At 72.8% G+C, this 17,111-nt stretch carries 18 protein-coding genes; 2 read left to right on the plus strand and 16 right to left on the minus strand.

The window, feature by feature from the left end; genetic code table 11:
- Nucleotides 1–126 precede the first annotated feature (126 nt).
- Nucleotides 127–1,884, minus strand: coding sequence for a proteasome ATPase (gene arc / locus RGQ06_RS16980; protein ID WP_432429906.1), 1,758 nt, complete (start codon nucleotides 1,882–1,884; stop codon nucleotides 127–129).
- 192 nt (nucleotides 1,885–2,076) lie between these two features.
- Between arc and RGQ06_RS16985 the strand changes: the two genes are divergently transcribed.
- Nucleotides 2,077–2,310, plus strand: coding sequence for a ferredoxin (locus RGQ06_RS16985; RefSeq protein ID WP_432429907.1), 234 nt, complete (start codon nucleotides 2,077–2,079; stop codon nucleotides 2,308–2,310).
- An 82-nt stretch (nucleotides 2,311–2,392) separates the two neighbouring features.
- Here RGQ06_RS16985 and RGQ06_RS16990 read toward each other — a convergent pair whose 3' ends face one another.
- From RGQ06_RS16990 to RGQ06_RS17040, 11 genes are all read right to left on the minus strand, one after another.
- Nucleotides 2,393–3,694, minus strand: coding sequence for an aspartate aminotransferase family protein (locus RGQ06_RS16990; protein WP_432429908.1), 1,302 nt, complete (start codon nucleotides 3,692–3,694; stop codon nucleotides 2,393–2,395).
- Between the two features lie 43 nt (nucleotides 3,695–3,737).
- Entirely contained in the window at nucleotides 3,738–5,180 is a 1,443-nt protein-coding gene (locus RGQ06_RS16995) for a PH domain-containing protein (protein WP_432429909.1), read from the minus strand.
- 1 nt (nucleotide 5,181) lies between these two features.
- Nucleotides 5,182–5,688 (minus strand): PH domain-containing protein, encoded by a 507-nt coding sequence (locus RGQ06_RS17000; protein WP_432429910.1) that lies wholly within the window; start codon nucleotides 5,686–5,688, stop codon nucleotides 5,182–5,184.
- Nucleotides 5,685–6,851 carry a MarP family serine protease gene (locus tag RGQ06_RS17005; RefSeq protein ID WP_432429911.1) on the minus strand — a complete coding sequence of 389 codons (1,167 nt, stop codon included), beginning with the start codon at nucleotides 6,849–6,851 and terminating at the stop codon, nucleotides 5,685–5,687. Before RGQ06_RS17005 ends, RGQ06_RS17000 begins: the two co-directional genes overlap by 4 nt.
- A gap of 22 nt (nucleotides 6,852–6,873) precedes the next feature.
- Nucleotides 6,874–7,686: a tRNA (adenine-N1)-methyltransferase gene (locus RGQ06_RS17010; RefSeq protein ID WP_432429912.1), complete on the minus strand. Its 813-nt coding sequence runs from the start codon at nucleotides 7,684–7,686 to the stop codon at nucleotides 6,874–6,876.
- On the minus strand, nucleotides 7,683–8,639 hold the full coding sequence (locus RGQ06_RS17015; protein WP_432429913.1) for a tRNA(Ile)-lysidine synthetase: 957 nt from the start codon (nucleotides 8,637–8,639) through the stop codon (nucleotides 7,683–7,685). The genes RGQ06_RS17010 and RGQ06_RS17015 overlap by 4 nt, the downstream gene beginning before the upstream one ends.
- A gap of 1 nt (nucleotide 8,640) precedes the next feature.
- Nucleotides 8,641–8,838: a MoaD/ThiS family protein gene (locus tag RGQ06_RS17020; protein WP_432429914.1), complete on the minus strand. Its 198-nt coding sequence runs from the start codon at nucleotides 8,836–8,838 to the stop codon at nucleotides 8,641–8,643.
- A 56-nt stretch (nucleotides 8,839–8,894) separates the two neighbouring features.
- A complete protein-coding gene (locus RGQ06_RS17025; protein WP_432429915.1) occupies nucleotides 8,895–9,161 on the minus strand; it encodes a hypothetical protein in 267 nt (88 codons plus the stop codon).
- A gap of 3 nt (nucleotides 9,162–9,164) precedes the next feature.
- Nucleotides 9,165–9,371, minus strand: a complete 207-nt coding sequence (locus tag RGQ06_RS17030) for a hypothetical protein (protein WP_432429916.1) — start codon at nucleotides 9,369–9,371, stop codon at nucleotides 9,165–9,167.
- On the minus strand, nucleotides 9,371–9,757 hold the full coding sequence (locus RGQ06_RS17035) for a hypothetical protein (protein ID WP_432429917.1): 387 nt from the start codon (nucleotides 9,755–9,757) through the stop codon (nucleotides 9,371–9,373). Before RGQ06_RS17035 ends, RGQ06_RS17030 begins: the two co-directional genes overlap by 1 nt.
- A gap of 82 nt (nucleotides 9,758–9,839) precedes the next feature.
- Nucleotides 9,840–10,460 (minus strand): LON peptidase substrate-binding domain-containing protein, encoded by a 621-nt coding sequence (locus tag RGQ06_RS17040; protein WP_432430069.1) that lies wholly within the window; start codon nucleotides 10,458–10,460, stop codon nucleotides 9,840–9,842.
- 90 nt (nucleotides 10,461–10,550) lie between these two features.
- Between RGQ06_RS17040 and RGQ06_RS17045 the strand changes: the two genes are divergently transcribed.
- The gene (locus RGQ06_RS17045) at nucleotides 10,551–12,281 is read left to right on the plus strand and encodes an N-acyl-D-amino-acid deacylase family protein (protein WP_432429918.1); all 1,731 of its coding nucleotides are present in this window, start codon (nucleotides 10,551–10,553) and stop codon (nucleotides 12,279–12,281) included.
- Nucleotides 12,282–12,312: 31 nt separating this feature from the next.
- Here the strand turns inward: RGQ06_RS17045 and dacB are convergent, their stop codons facing one another.
- The 4 genes from dacB to RGQ06_RS17065 are packed head-to-tail and all read right to left on the minus strand — an operon-like array spanning nucleotide 12,313 to nucleotide 17,016.
- Entirely contained in the window at nucleotides 12,313–13,755 is a 1,443-nt protein-coding gene (dacB, locus tag RGQ06_RS17050; RefSeq protein ID WP_432429919.1) for a D-alanyl-D-alanine carboxypeptidase/D-alanyl-D-alanine endopeptidase, read from the minus strand.
- A complete protein-coding gene (locus RGQ06_RS17055; protein ID WP_432429920.1) occupies nucleotides 13,752–15,959 on the minus strand; it encodes an acetate--CoA ligase family protein in 2,208 nt (735 codons plus the stop codon). The genes dacB and RGQ06_RS17055 overlap by 4 nt, the downstream gene beginning before the upstream one ends.
- Entirely contained in the window at nucleotides 15,881–16,714 is an 834-nt protein-coding gene (locus tag RGQ06_RS17060; RefSeq protein WP_432429921.1) for a sterol desaturase family protein, read from the minus strand. Before RGQ06_RS17060 ends, RGQ06_RS17055 begins: the two co-directional genes overlap by 79 nt.
- Nucleotides 16,711–17,016 carry a hypothetical protein gene (locus RGQ06_RS17065; RefSeq protein WP_432429922.1) on the minus strand — a complete coding sequence of 102 codons (306 nt, stop codon included), beginning with the start codon at nucleotides 17,014–17,016 and terminating at the stop codon, nucleotides 16,711–16,713. The genes RGQ06_RS17060 and RGQ06_RS17065 overlap by 4 nt, the downstream gene beginning before the upstream one ends.
- Nucleotides 17,017–17,111 lie beyond the last annotated feature (95 nt).

Genomic DNA, 17,111 nt, shown 5'->3' on the forward strand with positions numbered 1-17,111 from the left:
GCTACCTCCGCCTCGGTCCCCAAGGGGACCTTCGGGCGTCGGAACGCTGCCGGCTGCTCGCTGGCGCTCCCGACGCCGGCCCCCGTCGATCGATCGACGGCAACGGCAACTGGGTATCGCTTCGAGTCACAGGTACTGGCCGGTGGCGACGCGCTCGATGGAGCGGCCGCCCTGCAGGTCCTCGGCCTCGGGGTCCTTCTGGATGAGCGTGCGCACGTAGACGATCCGCTCGCCCTTCTTGCCCGAGATCTTGGCCCAGTCGTCCGGGTTGGTGGTGTTGGGCAGGTCCTCGTGCTCCTTGAACTCCTGCTTGATGGAGGCGAGGAGGTCCTCGGTGCGGATGCCGCGGTCGCCGCCGGCGAGGAGGCGCTTGATGGCCAGCTTCTTGGCCCGGCGCACGATGTTCTCGATCATGGCCCCGGAGCTGAAGTCCTTGAAGAACATCACCTCCTTGTCGCCGTTCTGGTACGTGACCTCGAGGAAGCGGTTGCGGTCCTCGGTGGAGTACATCTCCTCCACCGTGGACTCGACCATCGCGGCGAGGGCCTTGTTGACGTCGCCGCCGCCGAGGTTCTCGATCTCGGTGCCGTCGATGGGCAGGGAGTCGGTGAGGTACCGGGAGAAGATCTGGGCGGCCGACACCTCGTTGGGGCGGTCGATCTTGATCTTCACGTCGAGGCGGCCCGGGCGCAGGATGGCCGGGTCGATCAGGTCCTCGCGGTTGGAGGCGCCGATGACGATGACGTTCTTCAGCGACTCGACGCCGTCGATCTCGGCCAGGAGCTGGGGGACGATGGTGGACTCCATGTCCGAGCTGATGCCCGAGCCGCGGGTGCGGAACATCGAGTCCATCTCGTCGAAGAACACGATGACCGGCCAGCCCTCCTCGCTCTTCTCCCGGGCCCGCTGGAACACGAGGCGGATCTGGCGCTCGGTCTCGCCCACGTACTTGTTGAGCAGCTCGGGGCCCTTGATGTTGAGGAAGAAGCTGCGGGCCTCGTTGCCGGTGGACTCGGCCACCTTCTTGGCCAGGCTGTTGGCCACGGCCTTGGCGATGAGGGTCTTGCCGCAACCCGGAGGGCCGTAGAGCAGGATCCCCTTCGGGGCCGGCAGCTCGAACTCGGCGAAGAGCTCCTGGTGCAGGAACGGCAGCTCGACGGCGTCGGCGATCTGCTCGATCTGGTCGTCGAGGCCACCGATGTCGTCGTAGCCGACGTCGGGCACCTCCTCGAGCACGAGCTCCTCGACCTCGGGCCGGGGCAGCTTCTCGAGCAGCAGACCGGAGCGGGGGTCGAGCAGCATCGTGTCGCCCGAGCGCAGCCGCTCGCCGACCAGCTCCTCGACCAGCTCCACCACGCGCTCCTCGTCGGCCCGGCCGACCACCAGCGCCCGTCGGCGGTCCTCGAGGACCTCCTTGAGGGTCACGACCTCGCCCTGGCCCTCGGGGCTGCGGGAGAGGATGATGCTGAAGCTCTCGTTGAGCACGACCTCGGCGCCCTGGGGCAGCGCGTCGACGTCCTCGGCCAGCTCGGGGTGCACGGCCACGCGCATCTTGCGCCCCCCGGCGTGGACGTCGGCGGTGCCGTCGTCGTTCATCCGCAGGAAGGTGCCGTAGGCCGAGGGCGGCTGGGTGAGCTTGTCGACCTCCTCGCGCAGCGCGGCGATGTGCTCGCGCGCCTCGCGGAGGGTGTAGCTCAGCTTCTCGTTCTGTGACACGGCCTGGGACAGCTGGCCCTTGGTCTCCAGCAGGCGCTCCTCGAGCGTTCGGACCCGCTTGGGCGCGTCCTGGAGCCGCTGGCGCAGCGCCACCACCTCGGCCTCGAGGGCTTCGAGCTGCTCGCGCGAGATCGCCTCGCTGCGCTCGCCGTCGCTTCCTGTGGTCATGGCCGGACTCCCCGGTTCGGGTGCGTTCGCGGACCATACACCGGTCCTGCGGGCCTGCCCTGCGCACCGCACACCGAATTGTTTGCGCGGGAGTTGCCGTTCTTATTCATCCCTTCGGTAGGGTGCAGAGCACCGGCGATCTCCCCCGATCGCCAGCCATCGAAGCGCACCCGCAGGAAGGGCGACACCGACATGAAGGTCTGGATCGATCAGGATCTCTGCACCGGCGACGGTCTGTGCGAGGAGATCGCCCCCGATGTGTTCGCACTCCTCGACGACGGCCTGGCCTACGTCAAGGACGGCGACAAGATCCTCAGCGAGCCGGGCGGCGCCGAAGCCGTCGCCCCCGTCCCCGCCGGGCAGGAGGAGGCCGTCATCGAGTCGGCCGAGGAATGCCCCGGCGAGTGCATCTTCATCGAGGTGTGAGGCTCCCCTCCGGGGAGCTTCGAGTTGCTCGGCGGCGCCTCGCAACTCGCTGACGACAGCACGTCATCTGGAACGGGCGGCCTCAGGGCCGCCCGTTGCGCGCGCCCACGGGATCGAAGCGCCCGACGGCGTCGAGGAACGCGCCGACGTCGCCGTCGGTGATCTCGATGCTGAGCGCGATGAAGCCCCGGCGGGCCACGTAGAAGTCGGCCTCGAGGCAGTGGAAGAAGAACAGCTCCTTCCACCGGTCGTCGGCGCCCCGGAGGTCCCGGGCCGAGGCGACCGGCCCGGCGGTGCCGTGGACGTTCATGAGCGAGCCGGAGCCGGTGGCGCACAGGGGGAGGCCCGCGGCCGAGAACGCGTCGTTCAGCGCCACCCGCAGCGCGTCGCCGCGCGCGTGGAGCGCGTCGAGCACCGGCGGGTGGAGCAGCTCGGTCAGCGCGGCGACGCCCCCGGCCATCGACGCGACGTTGTTGTTGAAGGTCCCGGCGTGGCCGAGCCGGCCGCCCTGGCCGGCGTCGAAGTGGGCCATCACGTCGGCCCGCCCGCCGAAGGCACCGAAGGTGAGGCCGCCGGCGAGGTACTTGCCGAGCGTGGTCAGGTCCGGCGTGATCCCGAGGAGCTGTTGGGCGCCTCCGGCCGAGAACCGTGAGGTCATGACCTCGTCGAACACCAGCAGCGCCTCGGCGTCGCGGCACTGCTGCTGCAGCGCCCGGAGGAACTCGGGGTCGGCCGGGATGCAGCCGCCCGAGCCCTGCATCGGCTCCACGAGGGCGCACGCGATCTCGGACCCGTGGCGGGCGAAGACCTGCTCCATCCCGTCGATGTCGTTGTAGTCGCACAGGAGCCAGTCGTGGGGCACGTTGACCGGGTCGTCGTCGCGCCCGAACGTGAGCACGCCCCCGTGGTACCCGTTGCGGAAGACCAGGATCCGGCGCCGGCCGGTGTGGTGGGTCGCGGCCGCCAGCGCCATCAGGTTGGCCTCCGTGCCGGAGTTCGTGAAGCGGACCTGCTCGAGGGACGGGAACCGCTCGACGAGCAGCTCGGCCAGGCGCACCTCGTCCTCGTGGACCGCGCCGAGGGACCAGCCCGACGACAGCGCCTCCTTCGCCGCGGCCAGCACCGGCGCGGGCGAGTGACCGAGGAGGCCGGCGGTGTAGTTGCCGAGCAGGTCGACGTAGCGGTGCCCGTCGACGTCCCAAAGGTGCTTGCCGGCCGCCCGGTCGACCCGGAAGGGGAAGGGCTCGAAGTGCAGGATCGAGCGGGTGTTGCCGCCCGGCAGCACCCGCGCGGCCCGCTCGGACCAGCTGGCGCTGATGGGACGGGCGGCGGCGTAGCGGGCCCGGGCCTCGTCGACGGCCCGGTCGAGATCGATCCCTGTCATGGCGCCACCGTACGAGGCACTCGGAACGCCTGCCCGTGGGGATTCAGGTCGTCACGGCGGCGGCGATGTGGCCGCACTCCCCCGCATCCCGGTCCAGGACCCCCACCGCGCTGCTGGCCAGGTCGAGGCGCACCGAGGCCAGACCGCGGCGGCGCTGGAACAGCGAGGCGACCACGGCGGCCGACTGGACGCGGGCTTCGGGGACGATGGAGGTGCGCCGGGCGAGGGCGCCCGAGCGGCTGTGGTGGACGTCGCTCGCCTCGGCCCAGCCGAGCCCCCGGTAGGACAGCTCCCCGAGCAGCGGGCCGAGCACGAGGACGACCGCCGCCGGGACCAGCCACCAGCGCGACGTCAGCACTGCCAGAACGGAGAGGGAGGTGGCGCCGAGGAGCGCGCCGACACCGCCACGGACCAGGGCGCGCCGGCGGGCGGCCGGCGGGGCGGGGTGCAGCCGTGGTCGCGGCACCGCGGCGGGCAGGACCCGGGCGAGCACGCGGTCGATCTCGGCCGCGTCGAGGAGGGGGATGTCGACCTGGCTGGCATCGCCCCCGCCGGATGCCGCGCTGCGGACCCGCAGGTCGGCGCGACCGAAGGGGCGCAGCAGCAGGCGCTGCGCGATGCGGGCGTCCTGCACCCGGCTGGTGCGGACCACGAACTCGTGCTTGCGGAGCAGCCCGTAGGTGACCCGCAGCTCGTCGCCGCTGATGCTGGCCGTGAGGTCCCACTTGCGGACCACGGCGATCAGGCCGGCGACGAGGAACCACACCGGCACGCCGACCAGCACGAGCAGGGCGACGGCCGACCGGCCGAGCTCCACCCGACCGATCTCGTCGGGGTCGACGCCGAGGTCGGCCAGCGCATCGACCGCGAACACCAGCGACGCCAGCACGGCCACCACCTCGGGACCGGTGATGCCGGCGAGGAGCAGCCGGCCTGGTGGCAGGCGGACCAGCACCTCCCGGGGCGCCGGTGGTGGTGGCGGGACCGGGCCGTGCCGCGCGGCATCCCATCCGTCCGGCTCCCCCACGGCCGCGTCCGGCGGCGCCGCCCTCGTTCGCAGCGCGTCCAGCACCTGGGAGCGGAGCGCCTCGGCCTCGTCCCGTGCGATGGCGTCGAGGCGCAGCTCGGCCCCGGACCCGCCGGCCGTCTCGACCCGCACCGCGGCGAGGCCGAAGAGCTGGTGCCGGAGGCTGCGCTCGAGCTCCACGTGCTGGATGCGGTCCACGGGGATCCGGCGCTGGTTCCGGACGAAGACCCCCTCGTCGAGGTGCAGGACGTCGCCGTCGAAGGACCACACCCGGCGCAGCCAGCCGAGCACGCCGGCGACGAGGGAGATCGCCCCGGCGATGAGCAGGACGAGCACGACCCGCCCGGAGGAGATGGCCACGATCGCCACCGGCAGCAGGTTCCGCACCCGGTCGGGCGACACCACCTCGAACGCGGCGCCGAGCGGTGAGGTCCGGCGGGAGCGTCGGAGGTCGACCACGTCAGACCGCGTCGCCGGTGCCGACCAGGGCGAGGATCCGGGTCCGCAGCGCCTCGGCCTCCGCCGCGTCGATGCCGGGCACGGTCGAGTCGCTCGATGCGGAGGCGGTGCGCAGGATCAGCGACGTCAGCCCCATCCGCCGCTCGAGCGGGCCGGCCTCGAGGTCGATGTGCTGGACCCGGTGGTACGGGATGGTCGACTCCCGGCGGGTGACCACCCCGTGGCGCAGGTGCAGTGCGCCGTCGCCGACCCGGAACTGCCACGCCCGCCAGACGAGCGACGTCCACCACCGCACGACGAGGCCGCCGACGACGGCGAGCACCAGGGCGGCGAGGCTGCCCCCGAGCACCTCCCCCACGCCGACGCCGGCCGCCAGCACCAGCGCGACCCAGACGGCGAGCGCGATGGCGGCCCGCAGCCGCCACAGGCTGAGGACGCGGCGCTCGAGCGGGACAAGCTCGTCGGCCGGGTCGTCGGTGCCGGGATCGTGGGTGCCGTGGTCGGTCATCGCAGGCACGGTCCGGTCTCGACCGGTGTGGCGAGGTCGCCGGCGAGGACGGCCTGCAGCTCGGGCACGTCGAGGCCGTAGGCGACGTCGGGGTCGTCGGGGGCGATGGCGAAGGCCACGCCGATCACGTTGCCCGCCCCGTCGACCAGCGCGGCGCCCGAGTCACCGGGACGGAGCGCGGAGGCGAGGATCAGCACCTCCCGCTCGGTGCGGCGCTGGTCGTAGATGTCGGTGCCCACGGCACGGACCTCGTCGCCGACCTGGAACGGCTGCACCCGCAGCGGCGCGCCGCCCGGGTGCCCGAAGACCCCGCCCGACACACCGTCGGGTGCGTCGAGGATGGGCAGCGGGGAGCGGTCCAGGCCCGGCACCCGCAGCACGGCCAGGTCCCGGTCGGGGTCGAACACCACGACGGCGGCGTCGAGGCGGGACCCGTCGGTCAGCTCCACCTCGGTCTCGGTCTGGCCGGCCACGACGTGGGCGTTGGTGACCACGACGTCGGGGGCGACGGTGACGAACCCGCTGCCCTCCTGCACCCGGCTGCACGCGATGCCGCTGACCTTGACGGTCGACGGCGCGACCGCGGCAACGACCTCGGGCGTGATCTGGGCATCCGTGGGCGGCGGGCCCACGTCGGGCGCCGGGCGCATGGCGTCGAACACCCGGGGGAACTGGTCCTCGCCCACGAGGCGCCGCAGGGCGACCAGGGCGTCGGGTGGCGCCGGCATGATGCGGTCGACGCTGCGGGCGATGACCGAGTTGCGGGCCTGGGAGGAGAAGGCGCCCGGCACCTCGGCCATGGTCGGCAGGAGCAGCCAGACCGCGACGACCATGCCGAGCGCGCCGGCCACGGCGCCGAAGGCGCGGTCGACGATCGACCACTCGGTCCCCTGCAGGTTCACCCGGAGCCTCGAGCCGACCACCACGCCGACGGCTTGGCCCAGGAACGAGCCCACGAGCAGCACGATGCCCCCGAGCAGCAGCAGGCTCGCCGGGCTCTCCCCTTCGAACTGCTCCACCAGCCACGGCAGCGTCCTGGCGCCGAGGAACAGCCCGACCGCCATGCCCACCCACGACGCGGTGCGGGTGAGGAAGCCGAGCCGGTAGCCACCCACCATGGCCAGGACCCCGGTGCCCAGCAGGATGAGGTCGAGCAGGTTCACGGCGCGGGAGGGGGCCGGTGCGTCACTCCGCCAGCAGGCGGGCGCTGGTCAGGAACCCGGTGTGGGCGACCATGCGGTGGTCGGGTCGCACCGACTGGCCCTCGATGTGCCAGGTCCGCTGCAGCACCTCGAGGGTCTCCTCGAAGGCGAAGCGGGACTCCACCAGCGTGTCGCGCAGGCGCGACGCCTGCCCGATGGTGGGCGTGTAGGCGACGAGGATGCCGCCGGTGCGCAGCGCCTTCTCGGCGTGGGGCACGACCTGCCACGGCTCGGGGAGGTCGAGCACGACGCGGTCCAGGTGCCGCTCGTCGATGCCCTCGTAGCAGTCGCGGATCTGGACGTCGTAGTTGCACGCCACCGCCGGCGCGAAGCGCTCGACGTTGGCCTGGGCCCGCTCGGCGAAGTCCTCGCGCACCTCGTAGCCGGTGATCTGGGCGCCGGCGCGCAGCATGCCCATGGAGAGCGCGCCCGATCCGACGCCGGACTCCAGCACCCGGACGCCGGGGTGGATGTCGGCCATGATGATGATCGGGCCGATGTCCTTGGGGTAGATCACCTGGGCGCCGCGGGGCATCTTGAGCACGATGTCGTTCAGCGTGGGGCGCAGCGCGAGCAGCCACTGCCCGAGCGTCGTGCGGTAGGTGGTGCCCTCCACGGAGCCGAGCAGCTGGTCGTGGGCGAGCACGCCGGCGTGGCTGTGGAACTCCTTGCCCGACGCGAGGGTGACGAGGTAGCGGCGGCGCTTGCGGTCGATGAGGAGCACGTCGTCGCCCTCGACGAAGCGCTTCTCGGGGTCGTCGCCCGGGATGGGGCCGGTGACCGGCGACGCGGTCATCGTCGGGCTCCCCGGCGCTCGCCGAGGGTGACCGGCACGGCGTCGGCGGTGCGCTCGACGAGCAGGCAGAAGGCGCAGACCTCGTTGGACGACGGTGACCCGCAGCGGGTGCAGGTGCCCAGCTCGGAGGTGCCGTCGGCGATCGCGCCGGCCGCGTCGTCGGCGAAGCGGTCGGCCGCCTTGCTCAGGAACTCGTGGTAGAAGGCGTGCTTCGAGCCCGGCGACTCGGCCTCGATGGCGTTCAGGGCCTCCTTGTACCGCAGGTGCTTGTTTCCGGCGGCCATGGGGCACTCCTCGACGATGTAGTCGATGCCGCGGATGACGCAGTACGCAGCCATCTCGCGCTCACCGAGGCGGACGAGCGGCTTGATCTTGCGGGGGAAGCCGTCGCGGGCGGGCAGGACGGGCCGCTGGCGACCCAGGTACTCGGTGTTCCAGCGCAGGGTGTTGCCGAACAGCACGGCGGCCTCGTCGTCGAGGTTGTGGCCGGTGGCGACGGCGTCGTAGCCGCCGTCGATCGCGGCCTTGTCGAACAGGTGGCGCTTGCTGAGCCCGCACGCCGAGCAGGGCACGCGGCGGGTGACCTCAGCGGCGGTGGGGACGTCGAAGCCGTGGTCGTCGCGCAGGGAGGTCTCGTGGAGGGTCAGCCCGCGCTCGCTGGCGAAGGCACGGGCGTAGCCGGTGGAGGTCTCCGAGTACTCACCGATGCCGAGGCCGATCACGAAGCCGTCGGCCTGGTAGCCGAGCTCGAGGAGGATGTCCCACACGGCCAGGGAGTCCTTGCCCCCGGACACCGCGACCAGCACCCGTTCGTCGGGGCCGAGCATGCGGTGCTTCTTGATGGCCCGGGCCACCTGCTCGCGGCAGAACGCGAGGAAGTGCTCGGCGCAGAAGTTGGCGTTGTGGGCCTTCAGGTCGATGATCGCCGGGCCCCGGCAGGTGCGGCACTTCACGTCAGGCCCCGCCGGAGATCACGGGGCGGATCTCGATCACGTCGTCGTCGCCGAGCTCGGCGTCGCCGGGCACCAGCTCACCGCTGCGGATGACCAGCACCGATTCGCGGTTGATCTCGAGGCGACGCAGCAGCGTGTCGACGCGCACCGGGCCGTCCACGTCGAGCTCGCGCCGGGGGTTGCGCAGGAGCACCTTCATGCACCGTCCATCTTGGCTGCTGGCCGTCCCGGCGCGGCAGTCCGCTCCTGGCGACCTCAGCTGCGGCGTCGGCGACGGCGGCGGCTCGCCACCGGATCGTCGGGCGCGGCGCCCTTGGCGAAGTGGGTCACGACCAGCTGCTGGCCGGGCTCGAGGCGCTCGCGGATGACGACCGGCTCGGGTGCGGCCTTGCGCTTGATGTAGCGGTAGCCGGTGAGCAGGACCCAGATCGCCATCCACGCGGACGACGACCCGCGGAGCCCGTCGGAGCGGGCCCGCAGCTCGGCCCAGGCGGCAGCCTTGGCGAACCCGGGGACGGCCACCAGCTAGATCCGTCGGATCTCGACGACGGTCGACTTGCGCCGGCCGCGCTTCTTGCCGGCGGCGAAGGCCACCAGGAACACGAGGACCACGACGCCGGCGGCCGCTGCGGCCGCGTAGGACTTGGCCGACTCCGTGGTGTCGTCGACGTCCTCCTTCAGCTCGCGGAGCTTGGCCTCGATGTCGTCGCGGGTGATCTTGTCGGTGGCCACTACTTCTTCCCTCGCATGATGAGGGCGCCGACCGAGCCGAGCACGATCACGGCGCCGAACAGGACGATGCCGTAGGGGGCCCACGACAGGCTGCCCGTGAACGTGGAACCGGTCTGGGTCTGCAGGGCTCGCAGGGCGCCGATGGCCAGCAGGATGGAGCCGATGCCGACCAGGATCATGGTGGCGATGCCCCACACGACGTAGGAGACCAGGCCCGTGAGCGGGTCCTTGATCTCCTGCTTCGCGTAGTCGATCGTCAGCGTCCACAGCTCGGACACGACCGTGGCGACGCTCTTGTCGCCGGTGCGCTTCTTCTCGGCGCGGGTGGCCGCGGGTCGGACCGTCGCGTCGGACGTCGACTTCGGTGTGGGTCTGGTTGCGGCCACGCTGCTCCTCGGTCGGCTGCCCGGCGTTCTACCCGGTCCGGTCAGTTCCGGGCAACCACCCCCCTACCCGATCACGAGCCGGTCAGGCCTCGGGACCGTCCGCTCCCAGTCGCAGGTCGAGCACCTCGATCGCGTCGGCGAGCAGGTCGCCGAGCCGGGCGAGGCGGAGCCCGACGGTCTCGGCGGCCAGCAGCGCGTGCTGGTCGATGGTGGCGATCGGGGCGAGCGCGCTGGCCTGGTGGCTGACCAGGACCGGATCGTCGGACAGCTCGATGGTCGCCGGGGTCGTCGTGTCGCCGAGCTCGGCCGACCGGGCCAGGGCGCCGCGCAGCCGGGACACCACCTCGGGCAGCGCAGCCACCTCGGACGCCGACGGGACCGGGTCGGGCAGGTCGACGACCTCGGCACGGGGATAGGGGTCGTCGGGGAGCCAGCGCTCCACCCGGATGCGCCGGAGTCCGACAGCGACCACGGCCCAGCGCCCGTCGGGGAGCTCCTCGGCCTCGTGGACCTGCGCGACGGTGCCCACCGCGGTGCGCACGTCGTCACCCCCGACCTCGGCTCCCCGCTCGATGAGGCAGACGCCGAACTCCCCGTCACCGTCGAGCACGTCGCTGATCAGCGCCCGGTAGCGGGGTTCGAAGATGTGCAGCGGCAGCACCAGGCTGGGGAACAGCACGGAGCCGAGGGGGAACATGGGCATCGCCGGCACGACGGCGACCCTACGACCGACGCCGGGCGTGCGTGCCGCGACCTACCGTGTCGGCAACAGCTGTTTCCAAGGGGGACCACCATGTTCGATCTCGTCATCCGCGGCGGCCTGGTCGTCGACGGCACCGGGGCCACGCCCACCATCGGTGACGTCGGCGTGCAGGGCGACCGCATCGCCGCCATCGGCCCCGATCTGCCCGAGGGTGCCCGCGAGATCGACGCCGCCGGCCGCATCGTCACGCCCGGCTTCGTCGACGTGCACACCCACTACGACGGCCAGGCCACCTGGGACGAGGAGCTCGCCCCCTCCACCCCGCACGGCGTCACGACGGTGGTCATGGGCAACTGCGGCGTCGGCTTCGCACCCGTGCAGCCCGGCAAGGAGCAGTTCCTCGTCGAGCTGATGGAGGGCGTGGAGGACATCCCCGGCACGGCGCTCAACGAGGGCATGACGTGGGGCTGGGAGAGCTTCGAGGACTACCTCGACGTGCTCGCCGAGCGGCGGTGGACCGCCGACGTCGGCGCCATGATCGCCCACGGCGCCCTGCGCACCTACGTGATGGGCGACCGCGGCGCCCGCAACGAGCCGGCCACGGCCGACGACGTGTCCCGCATGGCCGAGCTGGTCGCCCGGGCCATCGAGGCCGGGGCCATGGGGTTCTCCACCTCGCGCACCATCGGCCACACCTCGATCTCGGGCGACCCGGTGCCTGGCACCTTCGCCGCCGAGGACGAGCTCTTCGCCATCGCCCGCGCCATCGGCGAGGTCGGCCGCGGCGTGTTCGAGGTCGCCCCGTCGGGCATCGTCAGCGACGACCACGTCTCCCCCGAATCCGAGATCGAGTGGATGTGCCGGCTCGGGGCCGAGACGGGCGTGCCGGTCACCTACCTCCAGCTCCAGTACGACTGGGCGCCCGACAGCTGGCGCAAGCACCTCGACCTCGTCGCCCGGGCCCGGGAGCAGGGGGTCGACATCACCGCGCAGGTCGCGGCCCGGCCCTTCGGCGTGCTGCTCGGGCTCGGCGCTCGCCACCGGTTCCTCACCGCGCCGAGCTTCGCCCCGCTGGTCGACCTGCCGCTCGCCGAGAAGGTCGAGCGCATGCGCGACCCGCACCTCCGGGCCACGCTCATCGAGGAGAGCCGCCAGATGATGGCGGTCCTCCGAGACGCCATGCCCACGGCGGCCCAGCTGCTCGACACCTTCGCCCGCACCTACCCCCTCGGCGACCCCGTGGACTACGAGCAGACCTACGAGCAGTCGTTCTCCGGCATCGCCGAGGCCCAGGGTCGAGACCCGATCGAGGTGTACTACGACGCGCTCCTCGAGCGCGACGGCGAGGCCATCTCGATGATGACGCTGTTCGGCAACAGCGAGGGCAACGGCGACGCCCTCCACGAGATGATCAGCGAGCCGGGCACGGTGATCGGCCTCGCCGACGGCGGCGCCCACTGCAACATGATCTGCGATGCCTCGACGCCGACGTGGACGCTCACCCACTGGGTCCGCGACCGCGAGGGGGCCCGCCTGCCGCTCGAGGCTGCGGTCAAGAAGATGACCGCCGACACCGCCGACCTGTTCCGCCTCGCCGATCGCGGCCGGGTCGCCGAGGGCCTGCGCGCCGACCTGAACGTCATCGACCTCGACGGGCTCACCCTGCGCGAGCCCCACCTGGTCGCCGACCTGCCCGCCGGCGGCACCCGCTTCCTGCAGGAGGCCGAGGGCTACGAGCACACGATCGTCGGCGGCGTGGTCACCCGCACCGCCGACGAGTTCACCGGGGCCCGTCCCGGTCGCCTCCTGCGGAGCACCTGAAGTTCTGGCAGCGGCTGCGGAACCGCCGCGGCTACGGAGCGAAGGCCGACAGGTCCGGGGTGTCCGGGTGCGCCACCAGCAGCTCGGCCAGCTGCTGCTGGGCGGCGATCGTCTCGAGCTGGATGCGCTCGGGCTCGGGCACGTTGACGACCAGCGCGAAGGTCGCGTCGCTCCCACCGTCGGTCGCAGCGACGCCGGCGAGGGCGGTGACCTGGTTCAGGGTGCCGGTCTTGGCCCGGATGCGTCCGGCGAGGGCGGTGTCCTGCCAGCGCTCGGCCAGCGTGCCGGACTCCCCCGCGACGGCCAGGCCGTCGCGGACGGCATCGGCCGTCGGCGGGTGCTCGAGCAGGGCCATGAGCAGCTCGCAGTCGAGCGCGTTGCCCGAGGCGAGCCCGGAGCCGTCGACCACGGAGGTGCCGGCCACGTCGAAGCCCGCCTCGGCGAGCACCCGCGTCACCGCTGCCGCGCCTGCGGCGAAGGTGCCGGCGCCGCCGACCTGCAGGCCCAGCTCCTTCACGAGCAGCTCAGCGGTCGCGTTGTCGGACTCGGACAGCATCTGGCCCACGACGTCGCGCATCGGCGGCGAGCGGTGCTCGGCCACGACCGGGGCCCCGGCCGGCGCCGGCCCCGAGCGGGAGCCGGCCCCGACGGTGACGCCCCGCTCCTCCAGCAGGAGGCGGAAGACCTCGGCGGCGTGGGCGGCGGGATCGGGCGCCGGCTCCACCGGCCCGGCGCCGGTGGCCGGCCACTCCGCGAAGCCGTCGTTCACCATCAGGGCCGAGAGCGGCCCGGTCTGGTCCTGGGTGATGAAGCGCGGCGGCCAAGCGGGGTGGTAGCGCTCGGTGTCGTAGCGGGACTCGTCACCGACGACGGCTCCCTCGACCCGCACGACGCCGGCGGCAGCGACGGCTTCGGCGAGGGCCCGCAGGTCCGAGAAGCGCTGCGGCCGGCGGTACCGGGCGGCGTACTCGGCCTGGGCGAGGATCGGGTCGCCACCGCCGATCAGGTGCAGGTCCCCGGCGACGACGCCGTCCAGCGGCGGCGTCGGCGTGGAGACGGTGGTCGTGTAGCGGTGGTCGCCACCGAGCGCGATGAGGGCGGCGACCCCGGTGAGGATCTTGGTGGCCGACGCCGGCACCTGAGGGTCGTCGGCGCGGTGGTCGAACCGGACGTCTCCGGCATCGACGCTCAGGCACGTGTCGGCGGGCAGGCCGCCGACGAACGCGCCCAGCCGGGTGACGAGCCGGCGCTCTGCCGCCTCGTCGGCGAGGGGGGCGAGGTCGCGCCGCACGGACAGCAGCGGCACAGCCGGTCGAACGTCGCCGAGCGCGGGCTCGCCGACCGGGTCCTCGTCGAGGCGCTCGACCATGACCAGCGACGCAGCGATCAGCGCGCCGAGCGCGAGCACGGGCAGCACCACCAGGAGTCGGTGGCGCCAGCCCCCCGCCCGGGGTGCGTCTGCGCTGTCGGTCACGAGGTGCGGTCGAGCCCCCGGGCCTGGCGCCACTGCTGGTGGCGCCACAGGTGGTCGAGGGCGGCGACGGCGCGGTTGGCCGAGGAGTAGGCCAGGCGACCGCGCTCGCGCACGGTGCGGGGGCCGGGGTTGTCCGGGTGGGTGACCGCCAGCTCGGTGGCCACGAGCACCGGCTTGCCGTAGGCGTCGGAGGCGTCGCAGGCCGCCTCGGCGTAGCGGGCGTCCTGCTTCTCGTGGAAGCCGGCCATCCGCTCGAGGCCGTGGTCGGGGTAGAAGCCACCGGTGCGCAGCAGGGCGGCCTGGTTCGACTGGATGCCGATGCCGAGGTAGATGACCGCGTCGACGTCGGGGTGCTTGGTGACCAGGTCGATGATCTCGGGGATCGTGTCGCGGGTCTCACCCCCGGCGAGGTCGATCGGGTTGTTCCGGCTCCAGCGGGGCGGCAGGAGGCCGTCGATCGACGCGAACAGGTCCTCGGGCAGCTCGGCCAGCCGCAGGGACGTGTGCGAGATGGCATCGGCGGCGGCGACGCCCCAGCCGCCGACCGTGGTCATCACCACGACCCGGTTGCCCCGCGGGAGGGGCTGGGTGGCGAAGGTGGCGGCGGCCTCGAAGGCTTCTTCGACGGTGGCGGCCCGGTTGATCCCGGCCTGCTGGGCCATGCCGTCGAAGACGCGGTCGTCGGAGGCGAGCGAGCCGGTGTGGCTGGCCGCCGCCTTCTGGCCGCCGGCGGTGGCGCCGCCCTTGACCACGACCACCGGCTTGCGCTCGGCGACCGAGCGCATCCGCTCGGCGAAGGTCCGACCGTCCTGGATGCCCTCGACGTAGGCCAGGCCCACGGCGGTGGCGTCGTCGTCGCCGTAGAAGTCGAGGTAGTCGGGCACGGTGACGTTGATGGCGTTGCCGGCCGAGACCGCCCGGGAGATGCCCACGCCGGTCTGCACCGCGTAGTTCTCGAAGCTGGACACGAAGTTGCCGGACTGGGAGGCCACGCCGATGCGGCCGGCCGGTGGGATGGGGGCCACGATCTGGGCGCACAGGCGAGCGGGGGTGGACACCACGCCCTGGCCGTTCGGGCCGGCCACGAGCATGCCGAGCTCGGTGGCCAGCGCCTTCAGCTCCTCCTGGGCCTTGAGGCCCTCCTCCCCCGCCTCGCCGTAGCCGGCCGAGGTGATGAACGCGGCCTTCACCCCGATGGACGCGGCGTCGCGGAGGATCTGGGGGTTCGCCGCAGCGGGCGTGCACAGGAAGATGAGGTCGGCCTCGCCCTCGGGCAGGTCGGTGACGTCGGGGACCGTGGGGACGCCGAGCACCTCGGAGCCCTCCCGGTTGGTCGCGAAGATCTGCCCGCTGTAGCCGCCGGCCAGCAGGTTGTGCAGGGTGACGAAGCCGAACTTGCCCGGGTGGGTGGAGGCGCCGGCGATGATGATGCCGCGGGGTTCGAACAGGGCCCGGAACTGCTCGGGCGTCGGGATCGTGCTGCTGCGGTCGGCTCGCTGCGCGTCGCCTCCCTGCCGGCGAGCGCCGCTGGCGCTCTGCTCGCTCGCCGGGGAGGTCTCCTCGGTGAGCTCGACCAGGGCGTCGACGGCGATCGGCGTGCCGTCTGCGGTGACGATGAGCGGGTTGAGGTCGGCCGCGACGATGCGGGGGTCGGCCTCGGCGGCCCGGGACAGCGCCAGCAGCACGGCGGCGAGCTGGTCACGGTCGACGGCGTCCTCACCGCGGAACGGGCCGAGCAGCGCCTGGGTCTCGAGCGAGTCGATCATGTCGAAGGCATCCCGCTCGGTCAGCGGGGCGAGGCGGAAGGCCACGTCGGCCACGGCCTCGGCGAGGATGCCGCCGACGCCCAGCATGACGGTCATCCCGAACTGCGGGTCGAGGTGCAGGCCGGCGATGAGCTCGCGGTTGCCCTTGACCATCGGCGCCACGAGCACGTGGACCTCGCCGTCCTCGGGCCGGGCCGCGTCGAGCAGCTCGGTGGCCGCGCTGCGCACGGCACCGGCATCGGCGAGGTTGAGGCGCACCAGGCCCCGCTCGGTCTTGTGGGCGATCGAGTCGCCGCCGAGCTTGCAGACCACCGGAAAGCCGAGCTCCCCCGCGGCGCTCGCGGCGTCGTCGGGGGTGGTCACCTGGCGTTCGCCGGCGACGGGCAGTCCGTGGGATGCGAGGAGGGCCTTGGAGTCGGCCTCGGAGAGCGTGGGCACGGCGGGCAACCGTAGTGGCGCGCCTGGCCTCCCCCCGGAACCCCGGTCCCGAACCGGCAGTCGTGGTGTCGCGGTTCGTGCGGGTGTCCTGGTGGGGCGCAGTAGGTTCCCGCGGCCCGGTCCCAGAGCGTGAGGACGGGACCGAGGTTCACCACGCCGCCGTGGTCGTGGTGCACCTCGTGGGTGGCGGGCGTCATCACCGCCTTCTCCAGCCAACCGGGCAGGGGCAGCCGGGCCTGCGTGTGGACCATCGCCTGCCAGGTGTTCGACACGGCGACGGCGATCGCAGCCGTCTCGAAGGGGACTCCCGTCAGCGCGACGAGGGGCAGGAGGGCGATGCCGGCAAGCGGGTAGGGCGACTGTCGCAGCGCGAGGGTCAGGTTGAACGAGCTGCCGCCGTGGTGGGGCCGGTGGGTCACCCAGCCGATCCGGGTGCGGTGCCCGATCCAGTGGTCGACCCAGCCGAGCGCGTCCCACACGATGAACGCCACCACGAACCCGAGGAGCGGGTGGTCGGTCGCCGCAGCGACCGTCGACGGTGCGGTGCGGCTGAGCACCGGCCACACGCTCCGGGCGACGATCGCGGCGACGAACGCTGCAGGGAGGCTGGCGACGGCGAGGAGGGCGCCGCCGGCGAGGTCGTGGAGCCTGCGGCGCCAACGGTCGGGTCTGACCAGGTCGGTCATCGTCTCGACCCACACGGCGAGGACGATCAGCGCCGTCGACCCTGCCCACGCGAGGTCTGCGATGTTCACGGTGTCGGGTGGGCGCGGTTCGCCGTCGCGTAGGCGACGCCCGCCACCAGGAGCGCACCGCCGGAGATCGCCATCGTGATGGGCTCGGCCTGGACTGCTGCGGCGACGAACACGAGCAGCTCGAGGCTTGCCCCGACCGCGGCGACCACCGCAGACGCCGTGGAGCCGGTGCGAGCGTGGCGGCGGGCCGCGATGGCCGTCCCCACGACGACGCTCACGCCGGTGAGGAGCACGATGAGCAGGACCAGGAGGACGAGCAGGACCACGTCGCCGGAGATCGAGACCGCTTCTGCGAGGAGCACGGGTGCAGCGTCGCCCGGTCAGGGCTCCAGGGATATGGGGGTTTGCCCCCATATCTCCTCGACGCGGACCCGATGTGACGGGCGGCCTGCCAGTT

The sequence above is a fragment of the Salinilacustrithrix flava genome (assembly GCF_041228405.1).
Lineage (GTDB): Bacteria > Actinomycetota > Acidimicrobiia > Acidimicrobiales > Salinilacustritrichaceae > Salinilacustrithrix > Salinilacustrithrix flava.

Excerpts from the sequence above, each read along its gene's own strand:
- RGQ06_RS16990 (WP_432429908.1), bottom strand. The coding sequence starts at position 3,694 with ATGACAGGGATCGATCTCGACCGGGCCGTCGACGAGGCCCGGGCCCGC.
- RGQ06_RS17045 (WP_432429918.1), top strand. The coding sequence starts at position 10,551 with ATGTTCGATCTCGTCATCCGCGGCGGCCTGGTCGTCGACGGCACCGGG.
- RGQ06_RS17010 (WP_432429912.1), bottom strand. The coding sequence starts at position 7,686 with ATGACCGCGTCGCCGGTCACCGGCCCCATCCCGGGCGACGACCCCGAG.
- arc (WP_432429906.1), bottom strand. The coding sequence starts at position 1,884 with ATGACCACAGGAAGCGACGGCGAGCGCAGCGAGGCGATCTCGCGCGAG.
- RGQ06_RS17020 (WP_432429914.1), bottom strand. The coding sequence starts at position 8,838 with ATGAAGGTGCTCCTGCGCAACCCCCGGCGCGAGCTCGACGTGGACGGC.
- RGQ06_RS17000 (WP_432429910.1), bottom strand. The coding sequence starts at position 5,688 with ATGACCGACCACGGCACCCACGATCCCGGCACCGACGACCCGGCCGAC.
- RGQ06_RS16985 (WP_432429907.1), top strand. The coding sequence starts at position 2,077 with ATGAAGGTCTGGATCGATCAGGATCTCTGCACCGGCGACGGTCTGTGC.
- RGQ06_RS17040 (WP_432430069.1), bottom strand. The coding sequence starts at position 10,460 with ATGCCCATGTTCCCCCTCGGCTCCGTGCTGTTCCCCAGCCTGGTGCTG.